General features: G+C 70.0%; 28 protein-coding genes. 11 read left to right on the top strand and 17 right to left on the bottom strand.

What is annotated here, in order from left to right; translation table 11 throughout:
- The first annotated feature begins 193 nt into the window (after window positions 1–193).
- Genes JMV16_RS09355 through JMV16_RS09335 form a run of 5 tightly spaced genes read left to right on the top strand, consistent with a single transcriptional unit; the run spans window position 194 to window position 5,452 of the window.
- Window positions 194–2,194: a sigma-54-dependent Fis family transcriptional regulator gene (locus tag JMV16_RS09355; protein ID WP_201493979.1), complete on the top strand. Its 2,001-nt coding sequence runs from the start codon at window positions 194–196 to the stop codon at window positions 2,192–2,194.
- A complete protein-coding gene (locus JMV16_RS09350) occupies window positions 2,184–2,768 on the top strand; it encodes a flavoprotein (protein ID WP_201494400.1) in 585 nt (194 codons plus the stop codon). The genes JMV16_RS09355 and JMV16_RS09350 overlap by 11 nt, the downstream gene beginning before the upstream one ends.
- Window positions 2,747–4,171 carry a DUF6513 domain-containing protein gene (locus JMV16_RS09345; protein ID WP_201493978.1) on the top strand — a complete coding sequence of 475 codons (1,425 nt, stop codon included), beginning with the start codon at window positions 2,747–2,749 and terminating at the stop codon, window positions 4,169–4,171. The genes JMV16_RS09350 and JMV16_RS09345 overlap by 22 nt, the downstream gene beginning before the upstream one ends.
- Window positions 4,164–4,733 (top strand): DUF447 domain-containing protein, encoded by a 570-nt coding sequence (locus JMV16_RS09340; RefSeq protein ID WP_201493977.1) that lies wholly within the window; start codon window positions 4,164–4,166, stop codon window positions 4,731–4,733. The genes JMV16_RS09345 and JMV16_RS09340 overlap by 8 nt, the downstream gene beginning before the upstream one ends.
- A 2-nt stretch (window positions 4,734–4,735) precedes the next feature.
- Window positions 4,736–5,452, top strand: a complete 717-nt coding sequence (locus JMV16_RS09335; protein ID WP_236580467.1) for a (5-formylfuran-3-yl)methyl phosphate synthase — start codon at window positions 4,736–4,738, stop codon at window positions 5,450–5,452.
- On the opposite strand, the gene JMV16_RS09330 is transcribed toward JMV16_RS09335, so the two are convergent.
- Complete coding sequence (locus JMV16_RS09330) at window positions 5,453–6,052, bottom strand: aspartate kinase (protein ID WP_201493975.1); 600 nt, start codon at window positions 6,050–6,052, stop codon at window positions 5,453–5,455. It lies immediately after the preceding gene.
- Window positions 6,052–7,122: a hydantoinase/oxoprolinase family protein gene (locus JMV16_RS09325; protein ID WP_201493974.1), complete on the bottom strand. Its 1,071-nt coding sequence runs from the start codon at window positions 7,120–7,122 to the stop codon at window positions 6,052–6,054. The genes JMV16_RS09330 and JMV16_RS09325 overlap by 1 nt, the downstream gene beginning before the upstream one ends.
- A 68-nt stretch (window positions 7,123–7,190) precedes the next feature.
- On the opposite strand from JMV16_RS09325, the gene JMV16_RS09320 reads away from it, so the two are divergent.
- The 6 genes from JMV16_RS09320 (at window position 7,191) to fae (ending at window position 13,276) form a co-directional block, all read left to right on the top strand.
- Window positions 7,191–7,928 (top strand): HisA/HisF-related TIM barrel protein, encoded by a 738-nt coding sequence (locus tag JMV16_RS09320; protein WP_236580430.1) that lies wholly within the window; start codon window positions 7,191–7,193, stop codon window positions 7,926–7,928.
- 215 nt (window positions 7,929–8,143) lie between these two features.
- On the top strand, window positions 8,144–9,328 hold the full coding sequence (locus tag JMV16_RS09315) for a formylmethanofuran dehydrogenase (RefSeq protein ID WP_201493973.1): 1,185 nt from the start codon (window positions 8,144–8,146) through the stop codon (window positions 9,326–9,328).
- A complete protein-coding gene (locus tag JMV16_RS09310; RefSeq protein WP_201493972.1) occupies window positions 9,325–10,992 on the top strand; it encodes a formylmethanofuran dehydrogenase subunit A in 1,668 nt (555 codons plus the stop codon). Before JMV16_RS09315 ends, JMV16_RS09310 begins: the two co-directional genes overlap by 4 nt.
- Window positions 10,989–11,897, top strand: coding sequence for a formylmethanofuran--tetrahydromethanopterin N-formyltransferase (fhcD, locus tag JMV16_RS09305; RefSeq protein WP_201493971.1), 909 nt, complete (start codon window positions 10,989–10,991; stop codon window positions 11,895–11,897). The genes JMV16_RS09310 and fhcD overlap by 4 nt, the downstream gene beginning before the upstream one ends.
- A complete protein-coding gene (locus JMV16_RS09300; protein ID WP_201493970.1) occupies window positions 11,894–12,706 on the top strand; it encodes a formylmethanofuran dehydrogenase subunit C in 813 nt (270 codons plus the stop codon). The genes fhcD and JMV16_RS09300 overlap by 4 nt, the downstream gene beginning before the upstream one ends.
- Before the next feature lie 36 nt (window positions 12,707–12,742).
- Window positions 12,743–13,276: a formaldehyde-activating enzyme gene (fae, locus tag JMV16_RS09295; protein ID WP_201493969.1), complete on the top strand. Its 534-nt coding sequence runs from the start codon at window positions 12,743–12,745 to the stop codon at window positions 13,274–13,276.
- A 9-nt stretch (window positions 13,277–13,285) separates the two neighbouring features.
- Here fae and JMV16_RS09290 read toward each other — a convergent pair whose 3' ends face one another.
- From JMV16_RS09290 to JMV16_RS09220, 15 genes are all read right to left on the bottom strand, one after another.
- Window positions 13,286–13,912, bottom strand: coding sequence for a M48 family metalloprotease (locus JMV16_RS09290; protein ID WP_201493968.1), 627 nt, complete (start codon window positions 13,910–13,912; stop codon window positions 13,286–13,288).
- Between the two features lie 192 nt (window positions 13,913–14,104).
- Entirely contained in the window at window positions 14,105–14,467 is a 363-nt protein-coding gene (locus tag JMV16_RS09285) for a hypothetical protein (RefSeq protein ID WP_201493967.1), read from the bottom strand.
- Window positions 14,468–14,478: 11 nt separating this feature from the next.
- On the bottom strand, window positions 14,479–15,015 hold the full coding sequence (locus tag JMV16_RS09280) for a thioredoxin family protein (protein WP_201493966.1): 537 nt from the start codon (window positions 15,013–15,015) through the stop codon (window positions 14,479–14,481).
- A gap of 1 nt (window position 15,016) precedes the next feature.
- A complete protein-coding gene (locus JMV16_RS09275) occupies window positions 15,017–15,841 on the bottom strand; it encodes a quinoprotein dehydrogenase-associated SoxYZ-like carrier (RefSeq protein ID WP_201493965.1) in 825 nt (274 codons plus the stop codon).
- On the bottom strand, window positions 15,838–16,824 hold the full coding sequence (locus tag JMV16_RS09270) for an MBL fold metallo-hydrolase (RefSeq protein ID WP_201493964.1): 987 nt from the start codon (window positions 16,822–16,824) through the stop codon (window positions 15,838–15,840). Before JMV16_RS09270 ends, JMV16_RS09275 begins: the two co-directional genes overlap by 4 nt.
- Before the next feature lie 7 nt (window positions 16,825–16,831).
- Window positions 16,832–17,353 carry an SRPBCC family protein gene (locus JMV16_RS09265; RefSeq protein ID WP_201493963.1) on the bottom strand — a complete coding sequence of 174 codons (522 nt, stop codon included), beginning with the start codon at window positions 17,351–17,353 and terminating at the stop codon, window positions 16,832–16,834.
- 24 nt (window positions 17,354–17,377) lie between these two features.
- Window positions 17,378–18,355, bottom strand: a complete 978-nt coding sequence (locus tag JMV16_RS09260) for a YncE family protein (RefSeq protein WP_201493962.1) — start codon at window positions 18,353–18,355, stop codon at window positions 17,378–17,380.
- Window positions 18,355–19,203, bottom strand: coding sequence for a quinoprotein dehydrogenase-associated SoxYZ-like carrier (locus JMV16_RS09255; RefSeq protein WP_236580429.1), 849 nt, complete (start codon window positions 19,201–19,203; stop codon window positions 18,355–18,357). The genes JMV16_RS09260 and JMV16_RS09255 overlap by 1 nt, the downstream gene beginning before the upstream one ends.
- 5 nt (window positions 19,204–19,208) lie before the next feature.
- On the bottom strand, window positions 19,209–20,153 hold the full coding sequence (locus tag JMV16_RS09250) for a quinoprotein relay system zinc metallohydrolase 2 (RefSeq protein ID WP_201493961.1): 945 nt from the start codon (window positions 20,151–20,153) through the stop codon (window positions 19,209–19,211).
- A 5-nt stretch (window positions 20,154–20,158) separates the two neighbouring features.
- Window positions 20,159–20,533 carry a hypothetical protein gene (locus JMV16_RS09245; protein WP_201493960.1) on the bottom strand — a complete coding sequence of 125 codons (375 nt, stop codon included), beginning with the start codon at window positions 20,531–20,533 and terminating at the stop codon, window positions 20,159–20,161.
- A 29-nt stretch (window positions 20,534–20,562) separates the two neighbouring features.
- The gene (locus JMV16_RS09240) at window positions 20,563–21,291 is read right to left on the bottom strand and encodes a hypothetical protein (RefSeq protein WP_236580428.1); all 729 of its coding nucleotides are present in this window, start codon (window positions 21,289–21,291) and stop codon (window positions 20,563–20,565) included.
- 11 nt (window positions 21,292–21,302) lie between these two features.
- Window positions 21,303–22,325 carry a serine protease gene (locus tag JMV16_RS09235; RefSeq protein WP_201493959.1) on the bottom strand — a complete coding sequence of 341 codons (1,023 nt, stop codon included), beginning with the start codon at window positions 22,323–22,325 and terminating at the stop codon, window positions 21,303–21,305.
- A 13-nt stretch (window positions 22,326–22,338) separates the two neighbouring features.
- On the bottom strand, window positions 22,339–23,205 hold the full coding sequence (locus JMV16_RS09230; RefSeq protein WP_201493958.1) for a substrate-binding domain-containing protein: 867 nt from the start codon (window positions 23,203–23,205) through the stop codon (window positions 22,339–22,341).
- Complete coding sequence (locus JMV16_RS09225; RefSeq protein WP_201493957.1) at window positions 23,202–23,606, bottom strand: c-type cytochrome; 405 nt, start codon at window positions 23,604–23,606, stop codon at window positions 23,202–23,204. The genes JMV16_RS09230 and JMV16_RS09225 overlap by 4 nt, the downstream gene beginning before the upstream one ends.
- 118 nt (window positions 23,607–23,724) lie before the next feature.
- Complete coding sequence (locus tag JMV16_RS09220; RefSeq protein ID WP_411565028.1) at window positions 23,725–25,467, bottom strand: methanol/ethanol family PQQ-dependent dehydrogenase; 1,743 nt, start codon at window positions 25,465–25,467, stop codon at window positions 23,725–23,727.
- Window positions 25,468–25,887: the final 420 nt, after the last annotated feature.

Genomic DNA, 25,887 nt, shown 5'->3' with positions numbered 1-25,887 from the left:
GGCGAGGCACGCCGTCCGGCCCGCGGTTGCAAGTTGCGCGCCGGAGTGTGACAGGAGCGCGGCGCTTTGTAAGCTTGCCTGTCCGCTGGCGCGGACACCCCGGAATTTCACCGGGTGCGGCGGGCCGGGTCATGGACGAGAATCCCGCAGTGCAACACATCCCCTCGAACGAGTCCCAGGCCCTGGAGGTCTCATGGCCGTGATGCTGCGTGGCGGCGAGCAACACGCCGACCGCATTCTGGACGTCGTGCGCCACGGCCTGATCGAGCCCGACAGCGATGTCGTCGCGCGCTCCTGGCGGCGCTGCCTCAATGACTACAAGCTCCACCCCGACCAGCCGGGCGAGCCCTCGGTCATCGAGCGCGTGGCGCTCGAGACGCGTTGCGCGCGCCGCGCCGACGTCATCGAGTGCGCGCGCTACGAGATGACCACGCTGTACCAGCAACTCGCCGACACCGATTCGGCCGTGGTGCTGACCGACACCGACGGTGTCATCCTGCACATGGTGGCGGCGCCCGATTTCGCGGCCGAGGCCGCGACGCTGGGCCTGCGCTGCGGCGGCGTATGGGGCGAAAACGAGGCCGGCACCAATGGCATGGGCACCTGCCTGGCCGCCGGCGCCCCGGTGTCGATACGGCGCGAAGACCATTTCTTCAGCCGGCTCACCCGCCTTACCTGCTCGGCCGTGCCCATCTACGACCCCGCGGGAGAGATCACCGGCGTGCTCGACGTCACCAGCCATTCCAGCCTGATGCAGCAGCATCTGCTGGTGCTGCTGGGCATGACGGCGCGCATGATCGAGAACCGCCTCATCGACAAGCAGTTCCGCAACGCCCATCCGCTGCACTTCCACAGCCGGCCGGAATTTGTCTACACCCTGCACGAGGGCAAGCTGGCAGTGGCCGAGGACGGCCGCATCCTGGCTGCCAACCGCAGCGCGCTGTTCCAGCTCGGCCTCACCTCGATGGCCGACATCCGCTCGCGCCGCATCGAAGACCTGTTCCAGACCTCGCTGCCCGACATGCTGCAGCGCAGCACCTCGTCGTCCTACCACCCGGTCGTGACCTACCGCGCCAATGCGGCGCTGCGCTTCTTTGCGGTGGCGCGGCGCCCGGCCTCCGAATCGGCGCCGGCGGTGCAGATCGCGACGACGGCGCCCGGTGCGTCCTCCGGCCCGGCCCGCGCACGGCCGGCGCCGCTGCGCGCCCCGGCCACCGAGGGCACGTTCAAGGATCCGCGCCTGGTCTCCCACCTCGAGACGGCGCGCCGGCTCATCGCGCGCCAGTCGCCGGTGCTGCTGTGCGGCGAGACCGGCTCGGGCAAGGAGGTCTTCGCTCGCGCCGTCCACCATGCCAGCCCCAATGCGGCGGGCAACTTCATCGCTGTCAATTGCGCCAGCCTGCCCGAGGCGCTGATCGAGTCCGAGCTCTTCGGCTACCGCGCCGGGGCCTTCACCGGCGCACAGCGCGTGGGCCGGCGCGGCAAGATCCTGCAGGCCGATGGCGGCACGCTCTTTCTCGACGAGATCGCCGACATGCCGCTGGAGTTGCAGGCGCGCCTGCTGCGCGTGCTCGACGAGCGCCAGGTCACGCCACTGGGCACCGAGGAAACGCACAACGTCGACTTCCAGCTCATCAGCGCCAGCCACCAGCACCTGCCGACGCTGGTGGAGCAGGGCCGCTTCCGCGAAGACCTCTACTTCCGCCTCGCCGGCATCGAGCTGCAGCTGCCGCCATTGCGCGAGCGCAGCGACCGCCGCGAGGTCATCCGCGCGATGCTGGCCTCCGAGGGCGGCGCCGATGCCGTGCTCAGCCCCGAGGCCGAGCAGGCGCTGATGGCCCATCCCTGGCCCGGCAACCTGCGCCAGCTCAAGCATGTGCTGCGCAACGCGGCGGCGCTGGCCGACGGCGCCACCATCAGTTGCGCCCACTTTCCTTCGCTGGGGCCTTCGGCCGCGCCGGCGCGTGCGCCGGCAACGCCGGTGAAGTTCGATCCCGAGCCCGAAGGCCAGGCCGAGGCCGCGCCCGAGCTGCGCCTCAACCCCATCCAGGCCAACGAGCGCACGGTGCTGGTCAAGATGCTCGAGCAGTACCGCTGGAACGTGAGCAACGTCGCCAAGGCGCTCGACGTCAGCCGCAATACGCTGTACCGCAAGCTCCACAAGCTGCACATCGAGGTCTCCCATCCCGAGTGAAGGCGCAGGCCGCAGCGACGCACCGCGCTTTGCCTGGTGCGTCACGGGATCGGGCCACTTTCTCGACGAAGCCCTGGCCCTGGCGGCCCGGCTGCCCGATGTCGACCTCTTCCTGTCGGCTGCCGGCGAGGAAGTCCTCGAGATCTACAAGCTCAGCCTCGAATCGCTGCGGCCGCGCTTTCGCATCTTTCGCGACAAGACGGCCAGCGGCGTGCCGGTGGGCACGCTCTATGGCGGCGATTACCACACGGTGGTGGTGGCACCGGCCACCAGCAACACGGTGGCCAAGTGCGCCTTCGGCATCAGCGATTCGCTGCCGACCAATATGTTCGCCCAGGCGGGCAAGCTGGGCATCCCGGGCATCGTGTTCGCCTGCGACACCGAGCCGGTGGTGGTGACCAAGTCGCCCCACGACTGGGTCACGCTGAGGCCGCGGCGCATCGAACTGGCCAATGTGGACCGCCTGCGCGAGATCGATTTCTGCCAGGTCGTCTGCTCCTGCGACGAACTCGAGGCCGCGCTCGACGCCCGCCTGAATGCGCTGGGCCTGTCATGGAACACATCGTCTTCCTGACCGGCCGGCTGGCGCTGCCCAGCCTGGAGCGCGTGCTAGCCGGCCTGCAGCCACCGCCCTTCACCTGGGAGGCGCGCGAGATCGGCGTGCAGGTGGCGGCGCTGATGACGGCCGACCTGATACGCCGCCGCGTCGCGCCGCCGGTGCAGGCCGACCGCATCATCGTGCCGGGCCGCTGCCGCGGCGATCTCGCGGCGCTGTCGCAGCACTACGGCCTGCCGGTGGAGCGCGGGCCCGAGGAACTGAAGGACTTGCCGCAGTTCTTCAAGCGCGCCGCCCAGCCCGCGATGCTGAACGAGCACGCGGTGACGATCTTTGCCGAAATCGTCGACGCGCCCCGGCTCACGGTGGAAGCCATCGTCGACCGCGCCCGGCTTTTCGTGGCCGAGGGCGCCGACGTGATCGACCTCGGCTGCCTGCCCGACACGCCCTTCGGCCACCTGGCCGAGGCGGTGCAGGCGCTCAAGGCCCTGGGCCTGAAGGTCAGCGTCGATTCGATGGACAGCGGCGAGCTGCTGCGCGGCGGCCGCGCCGGCGCCGACTACCTGCTGAGCCTGACGCCCGACACGCTGTGGCTGGCCGACGAGGTGGCGGCCACGCCAGTGCTGATAGGCCGCACGCCAGACGACGAGGCCTCGCTGCACAAGGCGGTGGAGGCCCTGCTCAGGCGTGGCCGGCCCTTCCTGGCCGACGCCATCCTCGACCCCATTCCCTTCGGCTTCACCGCCTCCATCGTGCGCTACCAGCGCCTGCGCGAGCTGTTCCCCGAGCTGGCCATCATGATGGGCGTGGGCAATCTCACCGAGCTGACCGAGGCCGACACCAGCGGCATCAATGCACTGCTGTTCGGCATCTGCGCCGAGCTGGGCGTGAGCGCCGTGCTCACCACCCAGGTCAGCCCGCACGCGCGGCGGGCGGTGCGCGAGGCCGATTGGGCGCGCCGCATCATGCATGCGGCCCAGCGCCAGCAGGTGTTGCCCAAGGGCCTGAGCAGCCAGCTGGCGACGGTACACGCCCGCCACCCCTTTCCCGACACGCCCGAAGAGATTACCGAGACCGCAGCCCAGGTGCGCGACCCGAACTTCCGCGTCCAGGTCTCGGCCCAGGGCCTGCACGTCTACAACCGCGACGGCCTGCGCCTGGGCCAGGGCGCCTTCGAGCTGTGGCCGCGGCTGGGGCTGGAACACGACGCCGGCCACGCCTTCTACATGGGCGTGGAGCTGGCCCACGCCGAGATCGCCTGGCGCCTGGGCAAGCGCTATGTGCAAGACCAGCCGCTGGACTGGGGCTGCGCCGATCCGCGCGCCGCGCAAGACTTGGCGGCCTGGTGCGCGCCGGGCACCACCCGTTCCGCTGCGGCCGGCCCTGCGCCGGCTGCCGAAAAGAAGCTCGCCGATGAATGACCAGATATTCGAGGCCGTGGTCACCACGGTCTCGCCCGCCGGCCAGCCGCATCTGGCGCCCATGGGCGTGCGCTACCGCGGCGAGCGCGTGGTGCTGATGCCCTTCAAGCCCTCGACCACGCTGGACAACATCGTCGCCACGGGCTGCGCCGTGCTCAACCTGATCACCGACGCACGCATCTTCGCCGGCTGCGTCACCGGGCGCCGCAGCTGGCCGCTGCTGCCGGCCGAACGCATTGCCGGCATGCGCCTGCAGGCAGCGCTGGGCCATGTCGAGCTGGAGCTGAGGGAGCGCGCCGACGACGACCAGCGCCCGGTGCTGGAGATGGCGCGCATCCACGAGGCCAGCCATGCGCCCTTCATAGGCTTGAACCGTGCCCAGGCCGCGGTGTTGGAGGGCGCCATCCTGGTCAGCCGGCTGCGCATGCTGCCACCGGACAAGGTGGCCACCGAGATGGCCTATCTGCAGACCGCCATCGACAAGACGGCGGGCGCCGCCGAGCACGAGGCCTGGGCCTGGTTGCGCGAGGCCGTGAACCGCCACCAAGGACAGCCATTGTGACGATGAAGATGCTGGTGAGCGTGCGCACGGTGGCCGAGGCCTTGCTGGCCGCCGGCGGCGGCGCCGATTTCATCGACCTCAAGGAGCCGCGCGACGGCGCCCTGGGCGGGCTGCCGGTGGCGACCATCGCCGCGGTGGTGGCGGCGTTGCGCGGCGAAGGCAGCGAGTTGCCGCTGCGCGGCCAGGGCAGCCGGTTGCCGGTGAGCGCCACCATCGGCGATCTGCCGGCGCATGACCTGGCGGCCATCCTGGCCCGGGTGGATGCGGTTGCGGCCTGCGGCGTCGACTACGTCAAGGTCGGCGTCGAGCGCGCGCCGGCTGCCGCCGCGCTGATCCAAGCCCTGGCCACATGCCCGCACGCCGTGGTGCCGGTCTTCATCGCCGACCGCGGGCTCGACTTCGAGCGCGTCGACCAGGCCTGTGCCGCCGGCTTTCCGGCGCTGATGGTCGACACGGCCGACAAGCTCGCCGGCAGCCTCTTCGACGTGATGGCCGAGGCCGAACTGCAGCGCTTTCTGGCCGCGGTGCGTGCTTGCGGCAAGCTGGCCGGCCTGGCCGGTGCGTTGCGGCTGCCGCATCTGCCGGTGCTGCGTGCGTTGGCGCCCGATTTCGCCGGCTTTCGCTCAGCCGTCTGCGTGGGCGGGCGCGGCGAGGCGCTCGATGGCCAGCGTCTGAGCGACCTGTCCGCGGCCCTTCACGGGCCCGCGGCTGCGGCCTGATCAACCGCCTTGCGGGTGGACGGTGCCCAGCAGAAGGCCGCGCATGCGTTCGAGGTTCTCGCGCGGCAGCACCTCGATGGGAAAGTCGGCCTGGCGCGAGCGCGTCGCGAACTGCGCGTCGACGATGCCCAGTTCACCCAGCTGATCGAGGCTGGCCGCCGGGTCGACGGGGCATGACTTCACCAGCACCAGGCGCTCGGCATTCAGGTGGCGGGCCAGGTCCAGCGCGATGCTGTCCGAGGTGTGGCCCCAGTGGGTGTCGGCGTCGGGTGCGTCGCGCTGCAGCTCGAAGGGCACCCACAGCGCGGTGCGTCCGGCCTTGAGCACGCGGCGGATGTCGGCCTCGCAGGCGGCTGCGTGCAGTTGCGGCTCGAGGGCGCGCATCAGGTAGGCGAACTGCACCATCGCCAGCACCGCCATGTTGTGGGCGGCGAGGTCGTCGAAGCGCCAGCGCCGCTGCGCGCGCCTCACCTCGTCGGCAAAGCCGGCGCCACCGCTGACCACGGTGACGCGGCCACCACCCAGGGTGGCCAGCAGGTCCAGCCACTGCGGCAGCAGCGGGTCGTCGCAGAGGCTTCCGCCTATCTTCACCACCCACATCAGGCTTGCTCACTATCCAGCAGGCTGGCCACGGCCACGGCAGGCGCACAGACCTGGGTCCAGCGCGCCAGCGCGCCGCCGTCGGGCGCCAGCCGTGCCACCGCGCTGGCGTAGCCGACGCAGCGGGTGAGGGCGGTGGGCGCCAGCAACTCGGGCACGAGGAAATCACCACAGCCGGCGGCGACCACGGTGGCGCCGGCGCCCAGGCCGCGCTCGGTGACGACGCGTTCAAACTGGCCGCGCAATTCCTCGGTCTGGCGTACACGCCAGGCGCGGGCGAAGAGCTGCCACTCGTCGGCCGTGGCCTCGCGCGCATCGAGGCCGATCATGCGCGCCAGCCGTCGGCGGCTGCCCGCGGCGTCCTTGGTGCCGTTGTCCGCGGCGGGATGCAGGTCATGCGCCGGGTCCAGTTCGCCGCTCAGGCGGTAGACATCGGCGGTGGTCGCAAAGAACTCGTTCATCACATTCAGCAGCCGCCCGCGCCAGGCGATGCGCGGACCCAGCGCACACAGCGGCGTGCGCACCACGCCCTGGTAGGCGAGTTCGCCGCTGGCCAGGCGCTCGGCGTCGCTGCGGCCGGTGTTGAGCACCCGCCCATCGCCGAAGGCAATGAGATCGGTGGTGGTGCTGCCGATGTCGACCAGCACGCCGGCCGCCGGCGCCAGCGCCGCCGCGGCGTGGTGGGCCGTGGCCAGCCAGTTGGCCGAGGCGATGGCCTCCCAGTGCGGTGCCACTTGCTCGGGCGCACACCAGCCGGCCTCGGCGGCGTAAAGCTGCAGCGGCGCGGCGGCGTCGAGGCCCTGGTCCAGCAGTTCGGCGATGCGCTGCACGCCGGCCTCGCGGTGCTCGAAGAGGTCGACCATTTCGCCAGTCATGGTCACCGCATGCCGTGCCTCGCGCCAGCCCGGCCAGCGGTTGCGGGCGGCTTCGAGAACGCGCGCCAGATGTGCCTCGCCCTGCCACAACGGGCAGGCCCATTCGACGGCATCGACAACCACGCCGCCCTGCAGCCGGCAGGCCTTGACGTGGGCGCCACCGATGTCCCAGCCGTAGACCTCAGGCCGCTGCACGTCGGGGCTCCGTGCCGGTGCGATACTGGTTTTGTCGCGCAGTACGCGCTGCCGTTCCGTCACGGCCCATGGCCCACCAGGACATCCAGCTCATCCCCGTCATCGACCTGTTGCAAGGCCGGGTGGTGCGTGCCGTGCGCGGCGACCGCCGCTCGTACAAGCCCGTCGTGTCGCAGTTGTGCGGCAGCAGTGAGCCCCTCGAAGTGGCGACCATTCTTTGCGAGCACTGTGACGCCGGCCGTCTGTATGTGGCCGACCTCGACGCGCTGATGGGCGGTGTGGCCCAGCAGGCGGCCTTGCAGGCGCTGCTGGCGGGCCTGCCGGATACCGAGCTGTGGCTGGACGCAGGCTTTGCCGATGCCGCCGCCGCCCAGGCCCTGCTGGCCGCGCTGGGGCCGCAGGCGGCGCGTGTGGTGCCGGTGCTGGCCAGCGAATCGCTGCGTTCCCGCCGGGCATTGGAAGAGGCCTTTGCCGCCACCTCGCTGGGCCGCGACCGCGCTGCGCTTTCGCTGGACCGCCGCGACGGCCAGCGCCTGGACACCGCCGGTTGCTGGGACGCGCCCGAACTCTGGCCCCAGCGCGTGATCGTGATGACGTTGGAGCGCGTGGGCTCGGGCGCCGGCCCCGATCTCGAGACCATGGCCGCGCTGCGCCGGCTGGCGCCCCAGGCCAGGCTGGTGGGTGCGGGTGGGGTGCGCAGCGCGGCCGACCTGGCCCAGGCAGCCGCGGCCGGCGCCGAGGCCTGGCTGGTGGCCAGTGCGCTGCATGACGGCCAACTGCCGCGACAGCCGCGTCGGCCACGCTGAGCGATGGCGCGGGGCTGGGGGGCTGGGGGCCGCAACATGCGCACATCTGCATCATGTTTCGTGCCATGCCCCTGGAAGCCTTTGCCGACGGCCCCGGCGACCGAAAGCGCCACACTCTGTGGCACATCTGGGCGCCTGGCGCCCGTTTGGGCGCCCCTATCGCCCGGGTTCGCCCCGGTTCGGCAATGGCACATGGCTTGCGTTGATCTGCCGCGATGAGCGAACCCATCCGGCCCTGGAGCTGCCCCTTCTGTCCGCTGCTGTGCGATGGCTTCGGCGTCAGCCATGCACAGCCGGATGGCGCATTGACCCTGGTGGACAGCGACTGCCCGCGCGCACGGGCGGCGCTGGCCCGCTTTGGTGCGGCCTCCGCCAGCCCCCGCGCAGCCGGCCGCGCCTGCACTCTGGACGAGGCCGTGGACAGCGCCGCGCGCCAGCTGGCGGCGAGCCGCCAGCCGCTGTTCGGCGGCCTGGGCACCGATGTTGCCGGCGCGCGGGCGCTGTATGGCCTGGCCTGCGCCACCGGCGCCATCAGCGACCCGGCCCAGGGCCGCGGCCTCACGATGGGACTGCGCGCGCTGCAGGATCGCGGCGTCTTCAACACCACGCTGGCCGAGGTGAAGACGCGCGCCGACCTGGTGGTCTTCTTCGGCGGCGCGCCAGCGCCGCGCCTGCCCGAGTTCGCGCGCCGCGTCGGCCTCGCGCCCGATGACGAGCGCATCGTCGTCATTGCCGAAAGCGGCGACCCCTTCACGGCCGCGGCACGGCTGGCGGCCCTGGTCGAAGGCCGCGCGGTGGATGGCGCGCCGGCCGAACTGCAGGCGCTGGCCGCGCGTTTGCTGGCGGCGCGCTACGCGGTGCTGGTCTACGAGCCGGGCCGGTTGCCGGCGCAGGGCGAGCTCATCGTCGAGGCCTTGCAGCGCGTGGTTGCCACGCTCAACCGCAAGACGCGTGCGGCGAGCCTGGCACTGGGCGGCGGCGACGGCGCGGCCACCGTCAACCAGGTCTTTGCCTGGCTCTCCGGCCTGCCGCTGCGCTCGCGCGCCGGGCCCCATGGGTTGGAACACGAGCCGCTGCGCTTCGACGCCCAGCGCCTGCTGGACGACGGTGGCGTCGACCTGCTGCTGTGGATTGCCAGCTTCGGCACCGAGGCGGCGCCGCCAGCGACCGCACTGCCCACCATCGTGCTGGGCCACCCGGCCACGGCGACGGACCGGGCCGGCGTCTTCATCCCGGTCGCCACGCCCGGCATAGGCAGCGCCGGCCATCTCTTCCGCACCGACGGCGTCGTGATGATCCCGCTGCACGCGGTGCGGCCCGAGCCGCTGCCGACGGTGGCCGAAGTGCTGCAGCGCCTGCTGGCGGCCTTGCAGGCCTTGAAGACGGAGCAGGCGGCATGAAGACGCTTTGCCTGCGCGGAGGCCGCGTCATCGACCCCAGCCACGGCGTCGACGAGGTGCGTGACGTCTATGTCAGCGACGGCCGCATCGTCGCGCCGCTGGCCCGCGTCGACGAGGAGATAGACGCCGGCGGCTGCATCATCATGGCCGGCGGCATCGACATGCACACCCACATCGGCGGTGGCAAGGTCAACCTGGCGCGCATGCTGCTGCCCGAAGAGCACCGCGGCCGCAGCGTCGTCAAGCCCGGGCCGCTGGAACTGGCCTCCTGCGGCGGCTGCACGCCGGGCACGCTGGCCATCGGCTACCGCTATGTCGAGATGGGCTACACGGCGGCCTTCGAGCCGGCCATGCTGCCGGCCAACGCCCGCCACGCCCACATGGAGATGGGTGACGTGCCGGTGCTCGACCACGGCGCCTACGTGTTGCTGGGCAATGACGAGATCTTCCTCGAGATGCTGGCGCGCGGCGAAGACTTCCAGCTCGTGCGCGACTACGCCGCCTGGACCATCAACGCCAGCAAGGCGATGGGCGTCAAGGTCGTCAACCCGGCCGGCATCTCGGCCTTCAAGTTCAACCAGCGCAAGCTCGATGTCGACGAGCAGCACACGCACTGGCAGGTGACGCCGCGCCAGGTGCTGCAGACGCTGGCGCGCGCCTTGCGCGAGCTGGGCGTGCCGCACCCGCTGCACATCCACGGCAGCAACCTGGGCGTGGCCGGCAATATCGAGTCGACGTTGCAGACCATTGCCGCGCTCGAGGGCCTGCCGGCCCACCTGACGCACATCCAGTTCCACGCCTACGGCAAGGAAGGGCCGAAGAAGTTTTCGTCGGCGGCGCTGCAGCTGGCCGAGGCGGTGAACGCCAGTCCCAACATCAGCATCGACGTCGGTCAGATCATGTTTGGCCAGACGGTCACCGCCTCGGGCGACACCATGCGCCAGTACGCGCAGAGTGGCCTGGCCCAGCCGCGCAAGTGGATAGGCGCCGACATCGAATGCGATGCCGGCTGCGGCGTCGTGCCCTTCCGCTACCGCGAGCAGAGCTATGTCAACGCGCTGCAATGGGCCATAGGGCTCGAGATCTTCCTGCTCGTGCGCGACCCCTGGCGCGTGGTGCTGACCACCGACCACCCCAATGGCGGCCCCTTCACCAGCTACCCGCACCTGATCCGCCTGCTGATGGACCGCAGCTTCCGCGAGGAGCAACTGGCCAAGCTGCATCCCGACGTGGCCGCGAATGCGGCTCTGCGCAGCATCACCCGCGAGCTGACGCTGACCGAGATCGCCATCATGACGCGCTCGGCTCCGGCCCGTCTGCTGGGCTTGGCCGACCGCGGCCACCTGGGCGTGGGCGCGGCGGCCGACATCGTGGTCTACCGCGAGCAGGCCGACGTCGAGGCCATGTTCGCCCGGCCGGGCCTGGTCTACAAGGACGGCGTGCTGGTTGCGCGCGACGGGCAGATCACGGCCGTGCCGGTGGGTGGCACCCACTTCATAGCGCCCGAGTACGACCACGGCATAGAAAGGCGCCTGCGCCGGCATTTCGCCGACCACGGACAGGTCAATTTCGACCACGTCGCCATCGGCCACGACGAGCTGTGCAGTTGCTGCCGCGGTGGCCGCCTGCTGCCCACGGCCTGCTTCCAGGAGCCGCAAGCGTGATCCGCAATGGCGTCGCCATCGACGACACCTTCGCCGAAGCCTTCCCGATGAAGGCCACGCGCATCGTCATCACCGCCCATAACCCGACCTGGGCGCGGCACGCCGCGGTGGCCGCCACCGGCTTCGCGACCTCGGTCATCGCCTGCGGCTGCGAGGCCGGCATCGAGCGCGAGTTGGGCGTCGACGAAACCCCCGACGGCCGGCCCGGCGTCGCCATCCTGATCTTCTCGATGTCGGGCAAGGAACTGGCCAAGCAGATCGAGCGCCGTGTCGGTCAGTGTGTGCTGACTTGCCCGACCACCGCGGTCTTTGCCGGCATCTCTGAAGGCGAGGCGGTGGCGCTGGGCAAGAACCTGCGCTTCTTCGGCGACGGCTGGCAGATTTCCAAAGTCATTGCCGGCGTGCGCTACTGGCGCGTGCCGGTGATGGACGGTGAGTTCCTGGCCCAGGAGACGACGGCCGTGACCAAGGCCGTGGGCGGCGGCAACCTGTTGCTGCTGGCGCGCGACACCGACAGCGCCCTGGCTGTCGCCGAGGCCGCGGTGCGGGCCATGCAGAAGCTGCCCAATGTCATCATGCCCTTCCCCGGTGGGGTGGTGCGCTCGGGCTCCAAGGTGGGCAGCAAGTACCCGGCGCTGATGGCCTCCACCAACGACGCTTTCTGCCCCGGCCTGCTGGGCCTGTCGCCCAAGAGCGAGCTGACGCCGGCCACGCGCTGCGTGATGGAGATCGTGATCGACGGCCTGACCGCTGCCGATGTGGCGGCCGCGATGCGCGCCGGGCTCGACGCTGGCATCGCCATCGGCGCCGAGGGTGGCCTGCAGCGCATCTCGGCCGGCAATTACGGCGGCAAGCTGGGGCCTTTCCACTTCCACCTGCGCCAGCTGCTGGAGGCCGCGGCATGAGCGTCACGCTGAGACTGCGCCAGGTGCCGGGGCTGAGATTGGATCTGCGCGGCCTCACGCCGGCCGCGCTGGCGCCGCTGGCGGCAGCCGATATCGAGCGCCTGCCGGTCGCCCAGGGCAACCGGACGCTGCCGCTGGCCGAATTCTTCGACGTGAGCGTCATCGGTGAAGACAGCGACCGGCTGGTCTTCGAAGGCGATTGCTCGCGCTGCGACCGCCTGGCCTGGCAACTGGACGGCGGGCAGGTCGTCGTCGAAGGCGGCGTGGGCGACCAGGCCGGCGGCTGCATGACGGCCGGCACGCTGCTGGTACGCGGCAGCGCGGGCCTGCTGGCCGGCTGCGAGATGGCCGGCGGCTCGCTGCAGGTGGACGGCGATGTCGGTGATTTCGCCGCCGCCAGCCTGCCCGGCAGCATGGACGGCATGCGCGGTGGCAGCTTCATCGTGCGCGGCAGTGTCGGCCAGCGTTTCGGCGACCGCATGCGGCGCGGCACGGCGGTCATCTTTGGCGATGCCGGCGACTTTCTTGCCTCGCGCATGGTGGCCGGCACGATCGCGCTCGCCGGGCGTGCCGGCGTCCATGTGGGCTATGGCATGCGACGCGGCAGCGTGGTCTTTGCCGGCCCGGCGCCCGAAGTGCCGCCCACCTTCGTGCCCGCGGGCGCCGAGGCCCTGGTGTTCTGGCAGTTGCTGGCGCGCGACCTCGCCCGCCATGGGGGTATCTTCGCCGGCCTGCCGGCGCGCCGCGTGCAACGCCAGCTGGGCGACCTGGCGGCGCTGGGCAAGGGCGAGCTGATACTCGCGCTCTGAATTTCTTCCCCGAACCCTCCAGAAGGACATGCGGCCATGAGCCAGAACTACATCTTCCACGCCGGTGAGGCCACGGTGCTGGCCAAGGAAGGCCAGTACACCGACGCGATGCCCGAAATCCTGATCGGCCGCACGGACGGCCCGGTGGGCCAGGCCTTCGCCAACATGATGGCGCAGAGCAAGGGCCACACGGCGATGTTCGCCATCCGCGCCTGCAACCAGCTCGTGCGCCCGGCCACCATGCTGGTGCCCAAGGTGACGCTGAAGGATGCCGCCAACATCGACCTCTTCGGCGGCGTGGTGCAGAGCGCCACGGCCGACGCCGTGGTCGATTGCCTGATCGAGGGCATCATCCCCAAGGACCTGGCCAACGAGCTGTGCATCATCAGCCTGGTCTGGATAGACCCGCGCTGCGCCAAGGATCCGAACCTCGACAAGAAGGACATGTACCGCACCAACTACGAGGCCACCAAGCTGGCCCTCCAGCGTGCGCTGGCCAACGAGCCGACGGTGGACGAGCTGATCGCCAACCGCCACAAGATCAAGCACGACATGGACGACTGGTCCTGATCCATCGGGTCAGGGAGAAAGCGCCCGCAGCGAGGCCAGTCGCTGCACGGTGCTGGGATGCGTGGGCGTCGCGGGCGTGGCGCCGAGGTTGCGGAACACCGCCAGCAAATCGTCCTGTGGCAGGCCCATGCTGCGCAGCGCGCGGGCGGCCCAGGTGTCGGCGGCGAATTCCTGTTGATGGGCCAGGGCCGAGGCCTCGCGGCCCAGGGGCGCGGCCACCGGGTCAGTCAGATCGGGGGTCACGGCGCCGGGTATCCAGCGCTGGTAGACCTGCACCATCGCCGGCCAGTGCTGCAGGCGCACATGGGCCAGTTCGTGGGCCAGCACGAAGAGCCGCGTGCCCTCGGGCAGGTCGGCCAGCGACTGGTTGGCGACGATGACGTGGCCGTGCAGGGTCTCGGCCATCAGCGTGCCGCGGATCACCTGCAGATCGCAGGCGCGGTCGGGCGGCAGGGCCTGCAGCAGGCGCTCGAAGCTGGCGCGCACGATCTGGACGCGTTCGCCCTCGGCCGGCGCCAGATTGGCGAGCTTCAAATCGTGCGAGCGCCGCAGCACGTCGACGATGTCTTCCTCGGCCCGGGCCGGGGTGCCGGCCAGCAGGCTCAGGGCCATCCAACAAAATAAGAAACGCCGCATCGCCCGCTCCCTTGACCCGCCCTGGGGTGGGCCGGTGCGGCGGGGCTCGCAACTGGCGTGCCAAGCCGAGGGTTAACCCGCATGAATGGGTGGGACTTGATCTTGGGTGCGACGGCCGTGCGGCGTCTGCACCTTGGTCGGGCGCCGATGCCGGCTTGCAGTGCGCGCGAGAGGCCAGTGCGGCCCCAGTCGCTAGAAGCAGCCCGGTTCCTCGTTCTGCATGCGGCAGCTCCAGCGCAGGGCCTCTGCGCCTTGCTTGGCCGAGCGTCGATAGACGGCGGTGGCCTCGCGTGCGATGGCGTCGGGCAGAGGCGATTCCAGCGCCGCGCCGCTGCTGTTGGTGTAGAAATTGAGGAAGCAGGTGCGCTCGGGCTCGCACAGCTGCTGGATTTGCCGCAGGTAGGCGTCGCGGTCGCGGGCCTGCGCCACCGGCACGATGACGATGCGCGTCAGGCCTTGCTGGCCGACCACCGGCCAGGGCGCGTCGGCTGCGTTGGTGCCGACGCTCGCAAGGGCCGGCAGCAGCGCCAGGGCAAGGCGATGGACAGGCTTCATGGTCGTTCGCCTTACTGCACCAGATTGAGTATTTCCAGCTGCTCTTCGACGGTCTCGAAGGTGCCGGTGCCGGCCGGCATCTGCATCAGCGGCCTGGCCTGGCCGTCGAACAGCCAGACGCTGGGATAGACGAGCTGGCGCTCGCGCTCGTCGCCAATCTCGCGCATGAAGTCACCGTAGGCGCGCAGGCCCTTGCCGGCGCGGAAGAACAGGCGCGGCGCCTGCACCGAGAGCGCGCTGCGCAGGTCGACCACGATGTATTGCGCCGCGAAGTGGGGGCGCAGGGCGGCGGCGTTCTTGTCCAGAAAGGCCTCGTAGCGGCGGCAGAAGGGGCAGTCGCTGGCGCCCAGGTAGACATAAAGGCGCTTGTTTTCGCTCCGGGCGCGCTGCAGCGCCGGGCCGAGGTCGAACTCGGCGCGTTCGGGCAGGCCCTGGGGCATGACCACGATGGCCTGGTAGGCGGCGGGCAGGGCGGCCGTTGCGGGCGCTGCCGCCGCGAGGCCGAAGACTGCCGCCACGATGCCAGCAAGGCAGGCCAGCCGCTTCATCTCAATCGACCGCCACCGCAAGCCGCCCGACGAAGCGCTTGCTCTGCGTGTCCTCGACCTCGGCGCGAAGCTCGCCCGGGCCCCTGGGAAGGAAGTTGAAGCGCAGCGTCGGATTCTCGCTGACCGAGAAATCGAGGTCGGCGTCGAAGAGCTTGCGTGGGCCGTAGCTGACGCTGATGCTGCGCACGAAGTAGGACGGGATGTACATCACCGTCTGGTTGTTGAGCTCGAAGCCGGTGTCGTTGGGGTGGATCACGGTCACGTCGGCCAGCGTCGGCGCATTCGGCTTCACGCCTTGGGGCAGCTTGAACAGGGTGCGGCCTATCAGCTCGGGCGCTTCGCGGTTGGGTGGTGCCGAGCAGCCGCCCGAGGTCTTGACGTAGCGCGAGTCCATGTGCAGCTGGCCATCGGACAGCTCGGTGACGACGCGCACATGGCTGTACTCGTCGACGCGCAGCCGGGTCTCGAAATCGGCCTGACCCAGTTCGGGCGTCAGCTCCAGCGTGGCCGCCAGCGGCGACGGGTTCTTGTCGACCAGGATCCACAGCCGCTTCACAAAGAGCGCCGGCGTCTGTGGCAGCTTGGAGATGATCTTGACCGGCACCGATGCACCATAGGCGGCGCGCAGCGGCACGATGATCTGCACGCGGCTGGCGGCGGGGTCGGACTCTATGGGCCGGCCTGCGAAGAGGCGCTTGCGCAGCGTCTCCCATTCGGGCGAACTGTCGCCATGGGCGGCCGAAGGCAGGCCGCCGGGGGCCGCTGCCACGCCTGCGGCTGCCAGCGCCAGCGCGCAGGCGAGAAGGATCTTGTCGATGAATGTCATGGCTGGCCTCCCTTGGCGCCCACCAGTTGCTCGCGTTCCAGGCGCAGGAACAGGATGGACGCGTTGCGTCGGTGGATGGTGTCGTACTGGTCCCAGCCACGGTATTCGGCCAGTTCGCTGGCGTCGGGCACTTCGCTGAGCGCCGTGCCGCTGGTCAGGAGGGCCGCTTCGCGCCGCTCCAGCCGCAGCAGATAGCGCTCGACGGTGTCGATCAGCTCGGGCGCGCTGGCCGCGCCGTGGCCGGGAACGATGACCTCGGGCCTGAGCGTGCGCAGGCCGGCCAGGGCCAGGTGCCAGCCGTCGAGCCGGCTGTCCTGGATATCAGGGATGCGGCCCTGGTCGAGCAGGCCACCGCCGAAGAGGCTGCGCGTGCGCACATCGAGCACGGCGATGTCGCCCGGGCCGCTGCTGTGGCCCTGGGTCTGCAGCAGCACCGGCCGGCCCAGGGTCTCGATCACCGTGGTTTCGTCGAACAGCACGTCGGGCCGCGGCACGGCGGTGCCGCGCATCTCGTCCTCGCCCAGTTCGCGCCTGAGCGTCTTCAGGCAACCCTCGCAGCGCGAGGCCATCAGCCCGGCGGTCTGGCGCTGCATCTGCACGGGAATCCCGCGCGCCTGGAAGGCGGCGGCGCCAAAGAGGAATTCCTGCCGCGCATGCGTCAGCACCAGCAGCTTCACCGGCTTGGGCGTGACCTCGGCGATGGCGGCCAGCAGCGCCTCGCCCTGGCGCAGGGAGATGCCGGCGTCGATGGCCATCACGCCGCGGCTGCCGACGATGAAGCCGCTGTTGCCGATGCGGCCGCGGTTCTCGGGCGTGGGCTGGCCTCGGGCACCCGGCAGCATGTAGACGCCCGACTCGATCTCGATGGCCGCCGGCGCCGCCTCGGCCGCGCGTGCGGCGCCAGCCCAGGGCGCCCACGGCGCCGCCGCCAGTGCCGCCAGGACGGCGCGACGGGGCAGGAGGTGGGCGGCGGTGGGCGACATGGCGGGCCTACTTTCCTTCGATCAAGGCCTTGAGATTGGCCAGACCGCTGCGGTAGACCCCGGTGATGGCGCGCACCGCGGCGTCGTCGTTCTGGTCGGGCGGCGGCTCATTGCCGGGGTGGCCGCGGTAGAAGGCGCCGCGCCACTCGACCTCGGCCTTGTCGCCCTGGGCCGTGACCTGGATCGTCGAGGTGTAGTTGGTGACGGGCAGGGCGCCGCCATCCTTGGCGCGGTAGCTGTATTTCTTCTGCGCCTCGTTGAAGCTCTCCAGCGTCTCGGTCAGCTCGCCGCCGCCTTTGAGCTTGAGGCGGCGTACCGAGCCTTCCGTGTTGCCCTTGTCGGCCGGGCTGTCGGCGACCGCCGGGTGCCAGTCCTTGAGCGCGTCGAAGTTGCGGATGCGCGCCCACACGGCGTCGGCCGGGGCGGCGATGCTGATCTTCTCGCTCACCTTCTGGCGCGTGGGGCCGTGGGCCAGCGCCGGCGCCGCCAGCAGGGCCGGCCAGGCGGCCAGCAGGGTTCTTCTCTTCATTGCAGCTTGCTCCTTTTCTCGGTCTCAGGGGGTGGCTTCGGGCGCGCCGATGAAGGCGCCGAAGCCGCGGCTGTTGCTGCCGGTGGCCACTTGGGCCAGCGTGCGTCCGCTGGCGGCGTCGAGCACGCTCACGTTGTCGTCCATCCAGTTCACGACATAGACCTTGTCGCCGTGCGCCGCCACGCCCTCGGGGTAAGCAAATCCGGGCAGGGTGCGCAGCAGGCGCAACGTGGCGGTGTCGATCACGCTCACGCTGTCCTCGTGCTGGTTGGTGATGTAGAGCAGGCTGCCGGCCATGGCCAGCGCCGCGCCATAGGGCGCCTTGCCGACGGCGACCGTGGCGATGACGGCCGGGCGGTCAGCGTCGCGCGTGTCGACCACGCTCACGTCATTGCTCTGCACGTTGAGCGCATACAAGCGCTCGCGCGCCGCGTCGTGCAGCAGCGCGAAGGGGTGGCTGCCGACGCGCACGCGGGCGCGCACGCGGCGCTCGCGGGTGTCGATCACGGCCACGCTGTCGTCGTCGCGCTCGGCCACGAAGACGAGGCGGCCGTTGTCATGTACCGCCACGCCGGCCGGCGCCTGGCCCAGCGCGATGGCCGGTTCGGCCCGGCCCGCGCCTGCGGTGGCATAGATGAGCAGGCGGTTGGCGTACCAGTCGGCGACGTACAGCCACTGGCCGTCGGCCGAGGCGGCGATGCCCACCGGGCCGCTGCCGGCCGGCCAGGTGTCGACCACGCGCTGGCTGCGCATGTCGATCACCGACAGCGTCTTGCTGTCGGGGTTGGAGACGAAGACGCGGGCTATGCGGCTGGCCGCGGCCACGCCGGCCGGCGAGCGGCCCACGGGTACGGTGGCGACGACGCGCTCGCTGGCGAGGTCGATCACCGAGACATCGTGGCTGCCCTGGTTGGTGATGTAGGCAAAGGGCGCCGCGCAGGCCGGCACCGCCAGGGCCGCCAGGGCCAGGGCTGTGCACAGGGCCGCGCGGAGGCTGTGCATCAGGGCGCCGCCACCAGCGCGATGCCGCTCTCGAAGCGCAGCTCGCGCGAATCCATCACCTCGGCCTTGAGCACGCCGTCGCCGCGCGGCACGAAGTAGAAGCGGAAGTTCGGGTTCTCGCTGATCGAGATGTCGAGGTCGGCCGTCACCACCGGCTCGCCGGCGTAGCTGACCACCAGCTGGCGCACATAGTGGGCGGGCGTGTACTGGCGCGTCGCCTGATCCATCGCCAGGCCCGAGGCATTGGGGTGGCTGATCATCACCTGGGCCAGCACCGGCTGTTCTCGCCTGACAGCGCCGTCCACGCGCAGCCGCATGCGGCCCAGGCTGGCCAGCGCGGCCTGCGGGTCCTTGCCCGGCGGCGCCGAGCAGCCGCCCGAGGCCTTGACGAAGCGCACCGCCATCAGCAGTTCGCCGCTGTCCATCTCGGCGACGGCACGCACATGGGTGTATTCGTCGATGCGCACGCGGGTCTCGATGTCGGCACGCGCGCTGTCGCGGCCGAAATCGAAGATGGCGGCGATGGGCGAGGGGTTGTTGTCGATGATCAGCGTCAGCCGCTTGATGCGCTGCGCCGCCGTGCCGCCGGTGCGTATGGCCAGCGGCACGACGGCGGCATCCTCGGCGCGCGCCGGCAGATCCAGCGTCAGCAGCGCTTCGGGTGCCGAGCGGATCTCGCGCCCGGCGTAGAGGCTGGCGCGCACCTTGCGCCAGTTCTCGCTGGCCTCGGGGTTGTCGCCGGTCTTGAGCTGAGCGGCGGCAGTGCCTGCAAAGGCGGCCAGGATCGTCGACATGACCGGGGCCAGCAGCAGGGACCGGCGCGCCAAGCTGGGATATCTGGTGTCCATCGTCGCTACTCCCATTCGAGTTCGGCATAGGCCGCCGTGATGTTGCGGCGGTGGAAGGTCTCGGCCAGACGCCAGGGCGAGGTGGGCAGGGCGCCCAGGCGCTGCACCGTCTGCGCCAGCGTCTGGCCGTCGGCCAGGGCCTTGCGGGTGTCGGCCAGCAGGGTGTCGAGGTAGCGAGTCTGGTTGCCCAGCGCGGCCGGCCAGGCGGTGGCCGGCGCGCCATGGCCGGGCACGGCGCGAGCCACGTCGAAGCCGCGCAAAGCCACCAGCGCCGCCAGCCAGCCCTTGAGGCTGCCGTCAACCACCGGGATGTGGTCGGCAAAGAGCAGGTCGCCCAGGAAGAGCGTGCGGCTGGCCGGGTCGTAGACCGTGAGGTCATTGTCGGTGTGGGCTGTGGGCCAGGCATCGAGCTGCAGCACGCGCTGGCCGAGGTCGAGCTCAAGCCGGCGCTCGACGAGCACGGTGGGGTAGACGATGTCGCCGGGCGCGGGCGTGAACTGGAAGTCGCGCTGCAGCGCATTGCGGAAATAGCGTTCGCGTGCGCCCAGTGCCGCCAGCAAGCGCGTGTGGCCGACGAACTGCGGCGCCGGCGCGCCGTCTGTGCCAGCCGTGGTGAAGGCGCCATTGCCCAGCAGGTGGTCGGGATGGGCGTGGGTGTTGATGACCCAGCACACCGGCAGCGGCGTGGTGCGCGCCACCGCTGCGCGCAGCGCCCGGCCCAGGGCCGGCGTGCCGCCGGTGTCGATGACGGCGACGCAGCGCTTGCCGACGACGAAGCCCATGTTGGCGACATCGCCGCTGCTGGCCGGCGTCCAGTCGGCCACCTTCCCCTGGTGCAGGAAGACGCCCGGTGCGAGCTCGGTGACGGCCAGTGCGGCCTCGGCCTGCGCCAGGCAAGCGCCGGCCGCGCACAGCGTGGCCATGAGCAGAGCGGCGGACCGGGCGAGCATGGCGGTCAGCGCGGGCCTGTTGGGTTGGCGGCGCTGAGGAAGCAGCCCTGCTCGACCTTGGCCTGCAGCTCGCGGTGGCGCTTCAGGTACACCTTCAGCGGCTCGGCGTCGCGGATATTGCTGCCGCGCTCGCCGCCTATGGACATCGCCTTGACGACGGTGACCATCTCCACGTAGTCCTCGAACTTGACGTCGCGGGCGATGGCGTCGAGCGCGCAGGAACACTTGTTGACCATCTCGAACTTGGGCCCAGGATGGGCCGACATGCACTCCTGCACGTAGAGCACACGGTCGACGGTGGGGAAGTCGTTGGCTCGCGCAGGCAGGGCGGCGAGGGCAGCCAGCAGCGCAGCGGCCAGGGCGAGGGCGGGGGATTTCATGGGCGTGAGCTCGTGGATGGCGGGTTGCATCAGGGGGCGGCCGGTGCCGGTTCGCTGCCTTCGAGCTCGAGTTCCTCGACCAGCAGCGGCGCCTTGTCCTCGACGCCGGGCGTGCGCGTGCGAATGGCGATCAGGCCGCCGGGAACGGCATCAGAGAGGACGAAGCGGTACTCCTTGCGCGCATGGGCCTCGAAGCGCGGCCGGTTGGGGTCGTCGAGATAGGGCTTGAGCGTCACCTCCTGGGCCGCCACCGTCTTGCCGCGGTAGTGCCAGGCGATGTCGCGCACCGTGGCGCCGTTGTACGCCACCATGCGGATCTGCTTGCGGAAGTGGGCCTGCGAGCCACGCGTCAGGCGCTGCATCTCGCGCACGTCACGCTCCAGGAAGTACAGCGTCACCGGGTTGCCCTCGGCCTCGGGCATGTCGGGCAGGTTGAGGCGGCGCTCGCCGCTCAGGAAGTCGGTGCGCGCGGCGCAGCATCCGCCGGCTGGGGCACGCGTGAGCACCAGGTCCACGCTGTCCTCGAAGCCGGCCTCGAGCGAGCCGCTGCGGCGGAAGCGGTAGCGCAGCTTCGTGGGTGGCTTGATGCCGCGCAACTGCGGCGTCATGAAGAGCAGGCGCTCGGCTCGCGAAAAGTCCTGCGCGCCGCTGGGCGCGGCGGGGGCGGGCGCATCGGCGGCCCGGGCGGCCAGGCCGGCACCCAGGAGCAGGGCCGACAGCAGGGCCGGCATCAGAACGCGGGCGGAAATCAGAGGCATCGTTGATCCGTTCATTGCGGCACCAGCACACGCGCCAGAGTGGCCGCCAGTTCAGGGTTCAGTGCTTCCAGCCTGTCGCGTGCCTGCCGCGCGGGCTCGAGTCGGCCCTGTTCGATGTTGAGCATGCCGAGCTGGAACCAGGCTTCCTGCAGTCCGGCGTCCAGCGCCAGCGATTGTTCGAGTGCGCGCTGCGCCTCGCCCGGGCGCTGCAGGCCGCGCAGCGCCAGGCCGTGCAGGTACCAGGCCTGGGGGTCGCGGGCATCGCTGCGGGTCCAGTTGAAGGCCAGGGCTTCAAGCTCTTCCCAGCGGCGCTCGCGCTCCAGCGCGGCAGCGCGCAGGAAGACGGGTTGCGTCGCCGCCGGCACCTGCCAGAAGGCTGCCGCAGTGGCGGCCAGCGGCGCCACGGCGCGAAAGTCACCGTCTGCTGCGATCAAGGGCTGAAGCCACTCCACCGGCGCCGCGTAGTAGTGGGCTTGCCCGCCACGCAGGCGGAAGGTCAGGATGCCGACCAGGCGCATGGTGTCGTCGAACAGCCCGCCGCCGCTGGCGCCGGAGTTGAAGCCGTTGCGCACCTGGATGACCTGGGCACCATCCAGCCGGTGCAGCGCGACGATGTCGCCTTCGCTGCGTTGAAGTTCGACCCCGCCGGTGTAGCCCAGTGCCAGCACCGACTGCCCGGGCTTCAGCTCGTTGCTGCGACCCAAGACCACGCTGTCGGCCTGCAGGCCCGGCACGCGCAGCGCACAGAGGTCGTGGCCAGCATCGCTGGCCTGGGCGTCGACGCGCCAGCGCTGGCCTCCGCGCACGACCGAAATCTGCAAAGCCTCGCGCGTGACATGGCAGTTGGTGACCACCACGCCGGGTGCCACCGCCACCGCCGAGCCCAGGGCATAGCCACCCTGGACCCGCTGCACCTCGATCTTGAGCACGCTGGCGCTCAGGCGGATGGCGGCGGCCCGGTCCGGCGCTGCCTGGGCGGCCCCCGCCGGCAGCGCCCCCAGCAGCGCCCCCAGCAAGAGGAGGGCGAACTTCATCGCGAGGCCGCCGTCATTCCTTTCGCGCTTCGAAGGATTCGTCAACCAGGGGCACGCCGAACTCGCGCAGGATGGCCTGGATCTCGGTACGGCGCGATTCGAGAAGGCCCTCGATCTGCTGCTTCCATTCGCGCTCGCCATAGCGCACGCCCATCGCCATCGGGTAGTCGAACTTGACACCGGGCTCGGACTTCAGCGGCACCACGGCCAGCGGGGTCTGCTTGACGCGCTGGGCGAAGAAGCCTGCGATGGGCCCCCAGACGATGGCCGCGTCGATCTTGCCGCTGGCCAGGTCTTTCTCGATGATCTCGCCCGGGTATTGGTCGGGGTCGGCATTGAGCATCGAATAAGGCACGCCCTGGTCGACCAGCTGGTGCTTGACCAGCCAGGCCGAAGCGGGCGAGCGGTCATGGATGCCGATGCGCAGCGACTTGAGCCTGGCCGCGTCGAGGCGCAGAAAGTCATCGGCACTGGCGACCTGATCCATGCCCTTGCCCTTGGCGTACACCAGCGCATAGGTTGAACGGTAATAGGGCTTGGTGACCGAAACCTGGTCGAAGCCGGCCGGCACGCCCATCACGATGTCGCAGGGGTAGTCCTGGCCCGGCAGCTTGAAGCGCAGCGTGTTGCGGATGAAGGCCATGCGCTGCGGAAACGAGTAATAGGTGACCGGCAGCCCGAGCGCCTTGCCAAAGACCTCGGCAATGCGGTTCTCGAGGCCCTGCTTCTCGGTGTTGGAGAACGGCAGATTGTTCGGGTCCTGGCATACGCGCAGCGCCGTACGCGGCGCGGGCGCGTCCTGCGCCAGGGCCGGCTGGGACAACAGGCCCAGCGTGGCGGCAACAGCGGCCCACCCGAACGAAGACAGGGCGGGAATCATTTGATTTCTTCGACCTTGGCGCGCGTGATGGCGCCGTCGGAGCGGCCCTTGAGGTAGGCGTAGAGGCGGTCGATGTTGTCCATCACCTGCGGGCTGCCGGCAAAGCTGACCATGCCCTTCTCGAGCCGGCCGTCGCGCACGGTCTTGATGAACTCTTCCTTGGTCAGCACCTTCATGCTGGCCAGCAGCGAGGGGCCGACCATGCCTTCCTGGTTGGCGCCGTGGCAGCGGTCGCAGGCGGCAGCGCGCCAGGCGCGGAAGCCCTTCATCGTGTCGGCGTCGACCTTGTAGCCGTCTTGCACCGTGTACAGCGGCGCCGCGTCGGCGGGCGGGGTGGATTGCGCTTGCGCGAGGGCGCAGACGGTGGCCAGCAGGACCAGCGCGGACGTTCGAAAAATCATGATGAGGCGGTATCCAAAGTCACGGGTGCAACGAAACAGGGGGGAAGGCAGCCTCAGCAGCGCCGTCCCCCCTACGAAAGATCACCTTAGGGTGATCAAGGATTCATCGCGACGGGTCTCAGTTCGGCAGAGCGAAAACCGTCAGCGAGCCACCGAGTTCCGTGTACTGGTTCAGCTCGCGGTAGCCACCCACGGCGCCCAGGCCGTCGGTGTCCTTCTCCAGGCCCGCGGCCATGCCGATGCCGGCCCAGCCACCGATGCCCGAGAACACGCCGATGTACTGCTTGCCCTTGTGCTCGTAGGAGAAGACGTTGCCGATGATGCCGGACGGCGTCTTGAACTTGAACAGCTCCTTGGAGATGTCGTTCTTGTCCACGCACTTCAGGTAGCCCTCGAGCGTGCCGTAGCAGGACAGGCCGCCCGCGGTGTTGAGCGAGCCGCTCCACACCGAGAACTTCTCGGCCTTGCTCTGCACGATCTTGCCGGTGCCGGCGTTCCAGGTGATGAAGTTGCCCATGCCGCCGTGGCTGCCCGGCGCCGGGTACATCGACAGCGTGGCGCCGACGTACGGCTGGCCCGCGGTGTACTCGACCTTGAACGGCTCGTAGTCCATGCAGACGTGGTTGGTCGGCACGTAGAAGAGCTTGGTCTCGGGGTCGAAGGATGCCGGCTGCTGGTCCTTGCTGCCCAGGGCGGCCGGGCAGATGCCCTTGGTGTTGACGTCAGCCCCGTTCTGCGCGGTGGAGTACTTGGACACCACTTGCGGCCGGCCGCTCTTCATGTCGACGTGGGTGGCCCAGTTGACCTTCGGGTCGTACTTCTCGGCCACCAGCAGCGCGCCGTTGGTGCGGTCCAGCGTGTAGCCGAAGCCGTTGCGGTCGAAGTGGACCAGCGCCTTGGTGGGCTTGCCCTTGACGTCGATGTCGGCCAGGATCATTTCGTTGATGCCGTCGAAGTCCCACTCGTCGAAGGGGGTCATCTGGTAGACCCAGTTGACCTTGCCGGTGTCGACGTCACGCGACCAGATGGACATGGACCACTTGTTGTCGCCGGGGCGTTGAGCCGGGTTCCAGGTCGACGGGTTGCCGGTTCCGTAGAACACCGCGTTCAGCGCCTTGTCGTAGCTGTACCAGCCCCAGGTGGTGCCGCCGCCGATCTTCCACTGGTCGCCCTTCCAGGTCTTGAGCGACGAGTCCGGGCCCACGGGCTTGACGGCGCCGTCGGTCCAGGTGGTGGTCTTGGCCGGGTCGATCAGCATCTCGCTGTCGGGGCCGACGCTGTAGCCCTTCCAGGCCAGCTTGCCGTCCTTCAGGTTGTAGGCAGCCAGGAAGCCGCGCACGCCCCACTCGCCACCGCTGATGCCGGTGATGACCTTGTCCTTGAAGACGTGCGGCGCGTTGGTGTTGACGGCGCCCAGCTTGGGGTCGCCGTTCTTCACGCTCCAGATCAGCTTGCCCGACTTGGAGTCGAGGGCGATCAGGTTGCTGTCGGCCTGCTGCAGGATGACCTTGCCTTCGGCATAGGCCAGGCCACGGTTGACGGTGTCGCAGCACATCTGCGGGATCACGGCCGGATCCTGGCGCGGTTCGTACTTCCAGAGGATCTTCTGCGTGTCGAGGTCGACCGCGAAAACCTTGTTCGGGAAGGGCGAGTGCAGGTACATCACGCCGTCGACCACCAGGGGCGAGCCCTCGTGGCCGCGCAGCACGCCGGTCGAGAAGGTCCAGGCGACCTGCATCTTGCCGACGTTGCTCTTGTTGATCTGCTTGAGCTGGGTGTAGCGCTGGTTGAACATGTCACCAGCCTGCGTGGCCCAGTTCTTGGGGTTCGCGATGTGCTTTTCGACGTCGGCATTGGCCATCGCCAATGCCGGCACCGCCAAGAGCGCGAGCCCGAGTCGACGTGCGAAGCTGCCGCTCGATCGCCGGAAAAGATTCATCAGTGTCTCCTTGCTTTTTGGTGGTCTGGATACGCGCGACCGGTGCCACCTAATCCCGTCGTCGCTCGAGTGGACGGTGTCGCAGGGTGCAACAACCGTGCCCGTCGTCAGCGGCATTGGGCGCTTGCATCGCCGCACCTGTCGCTGCGGGCCATCGTCGGGCCCTTCCGGGTCGGCGAAACCTAGGCAAAACCCTGGAGATTCGGGGCCTGAAAGCGGCCGATGGTGTGCCCGCCCTCGCTCATGGAGGGCTGGATTGCGGGAAAGTCCGGAGGCCGCGGCAAGGCCTCGAAGGCCCGTCGCTAACGTGCATGGCGTCACGTTCCGGCCTTGTATCGGCTG

Source organism: Rubrivivax sp. A210 (genome assembly GCF_904426505.1).
GTDB lineage: Bacteria > Pseudomonadota > Gammaproteobacteria > Burkholderiales > Burkholderiaceae_C > Rubrivivax.
Note: the sequence above shows the minus strand (reverse complement) of the source record. Positions and strands in the feature narration are given on the sequence as shown.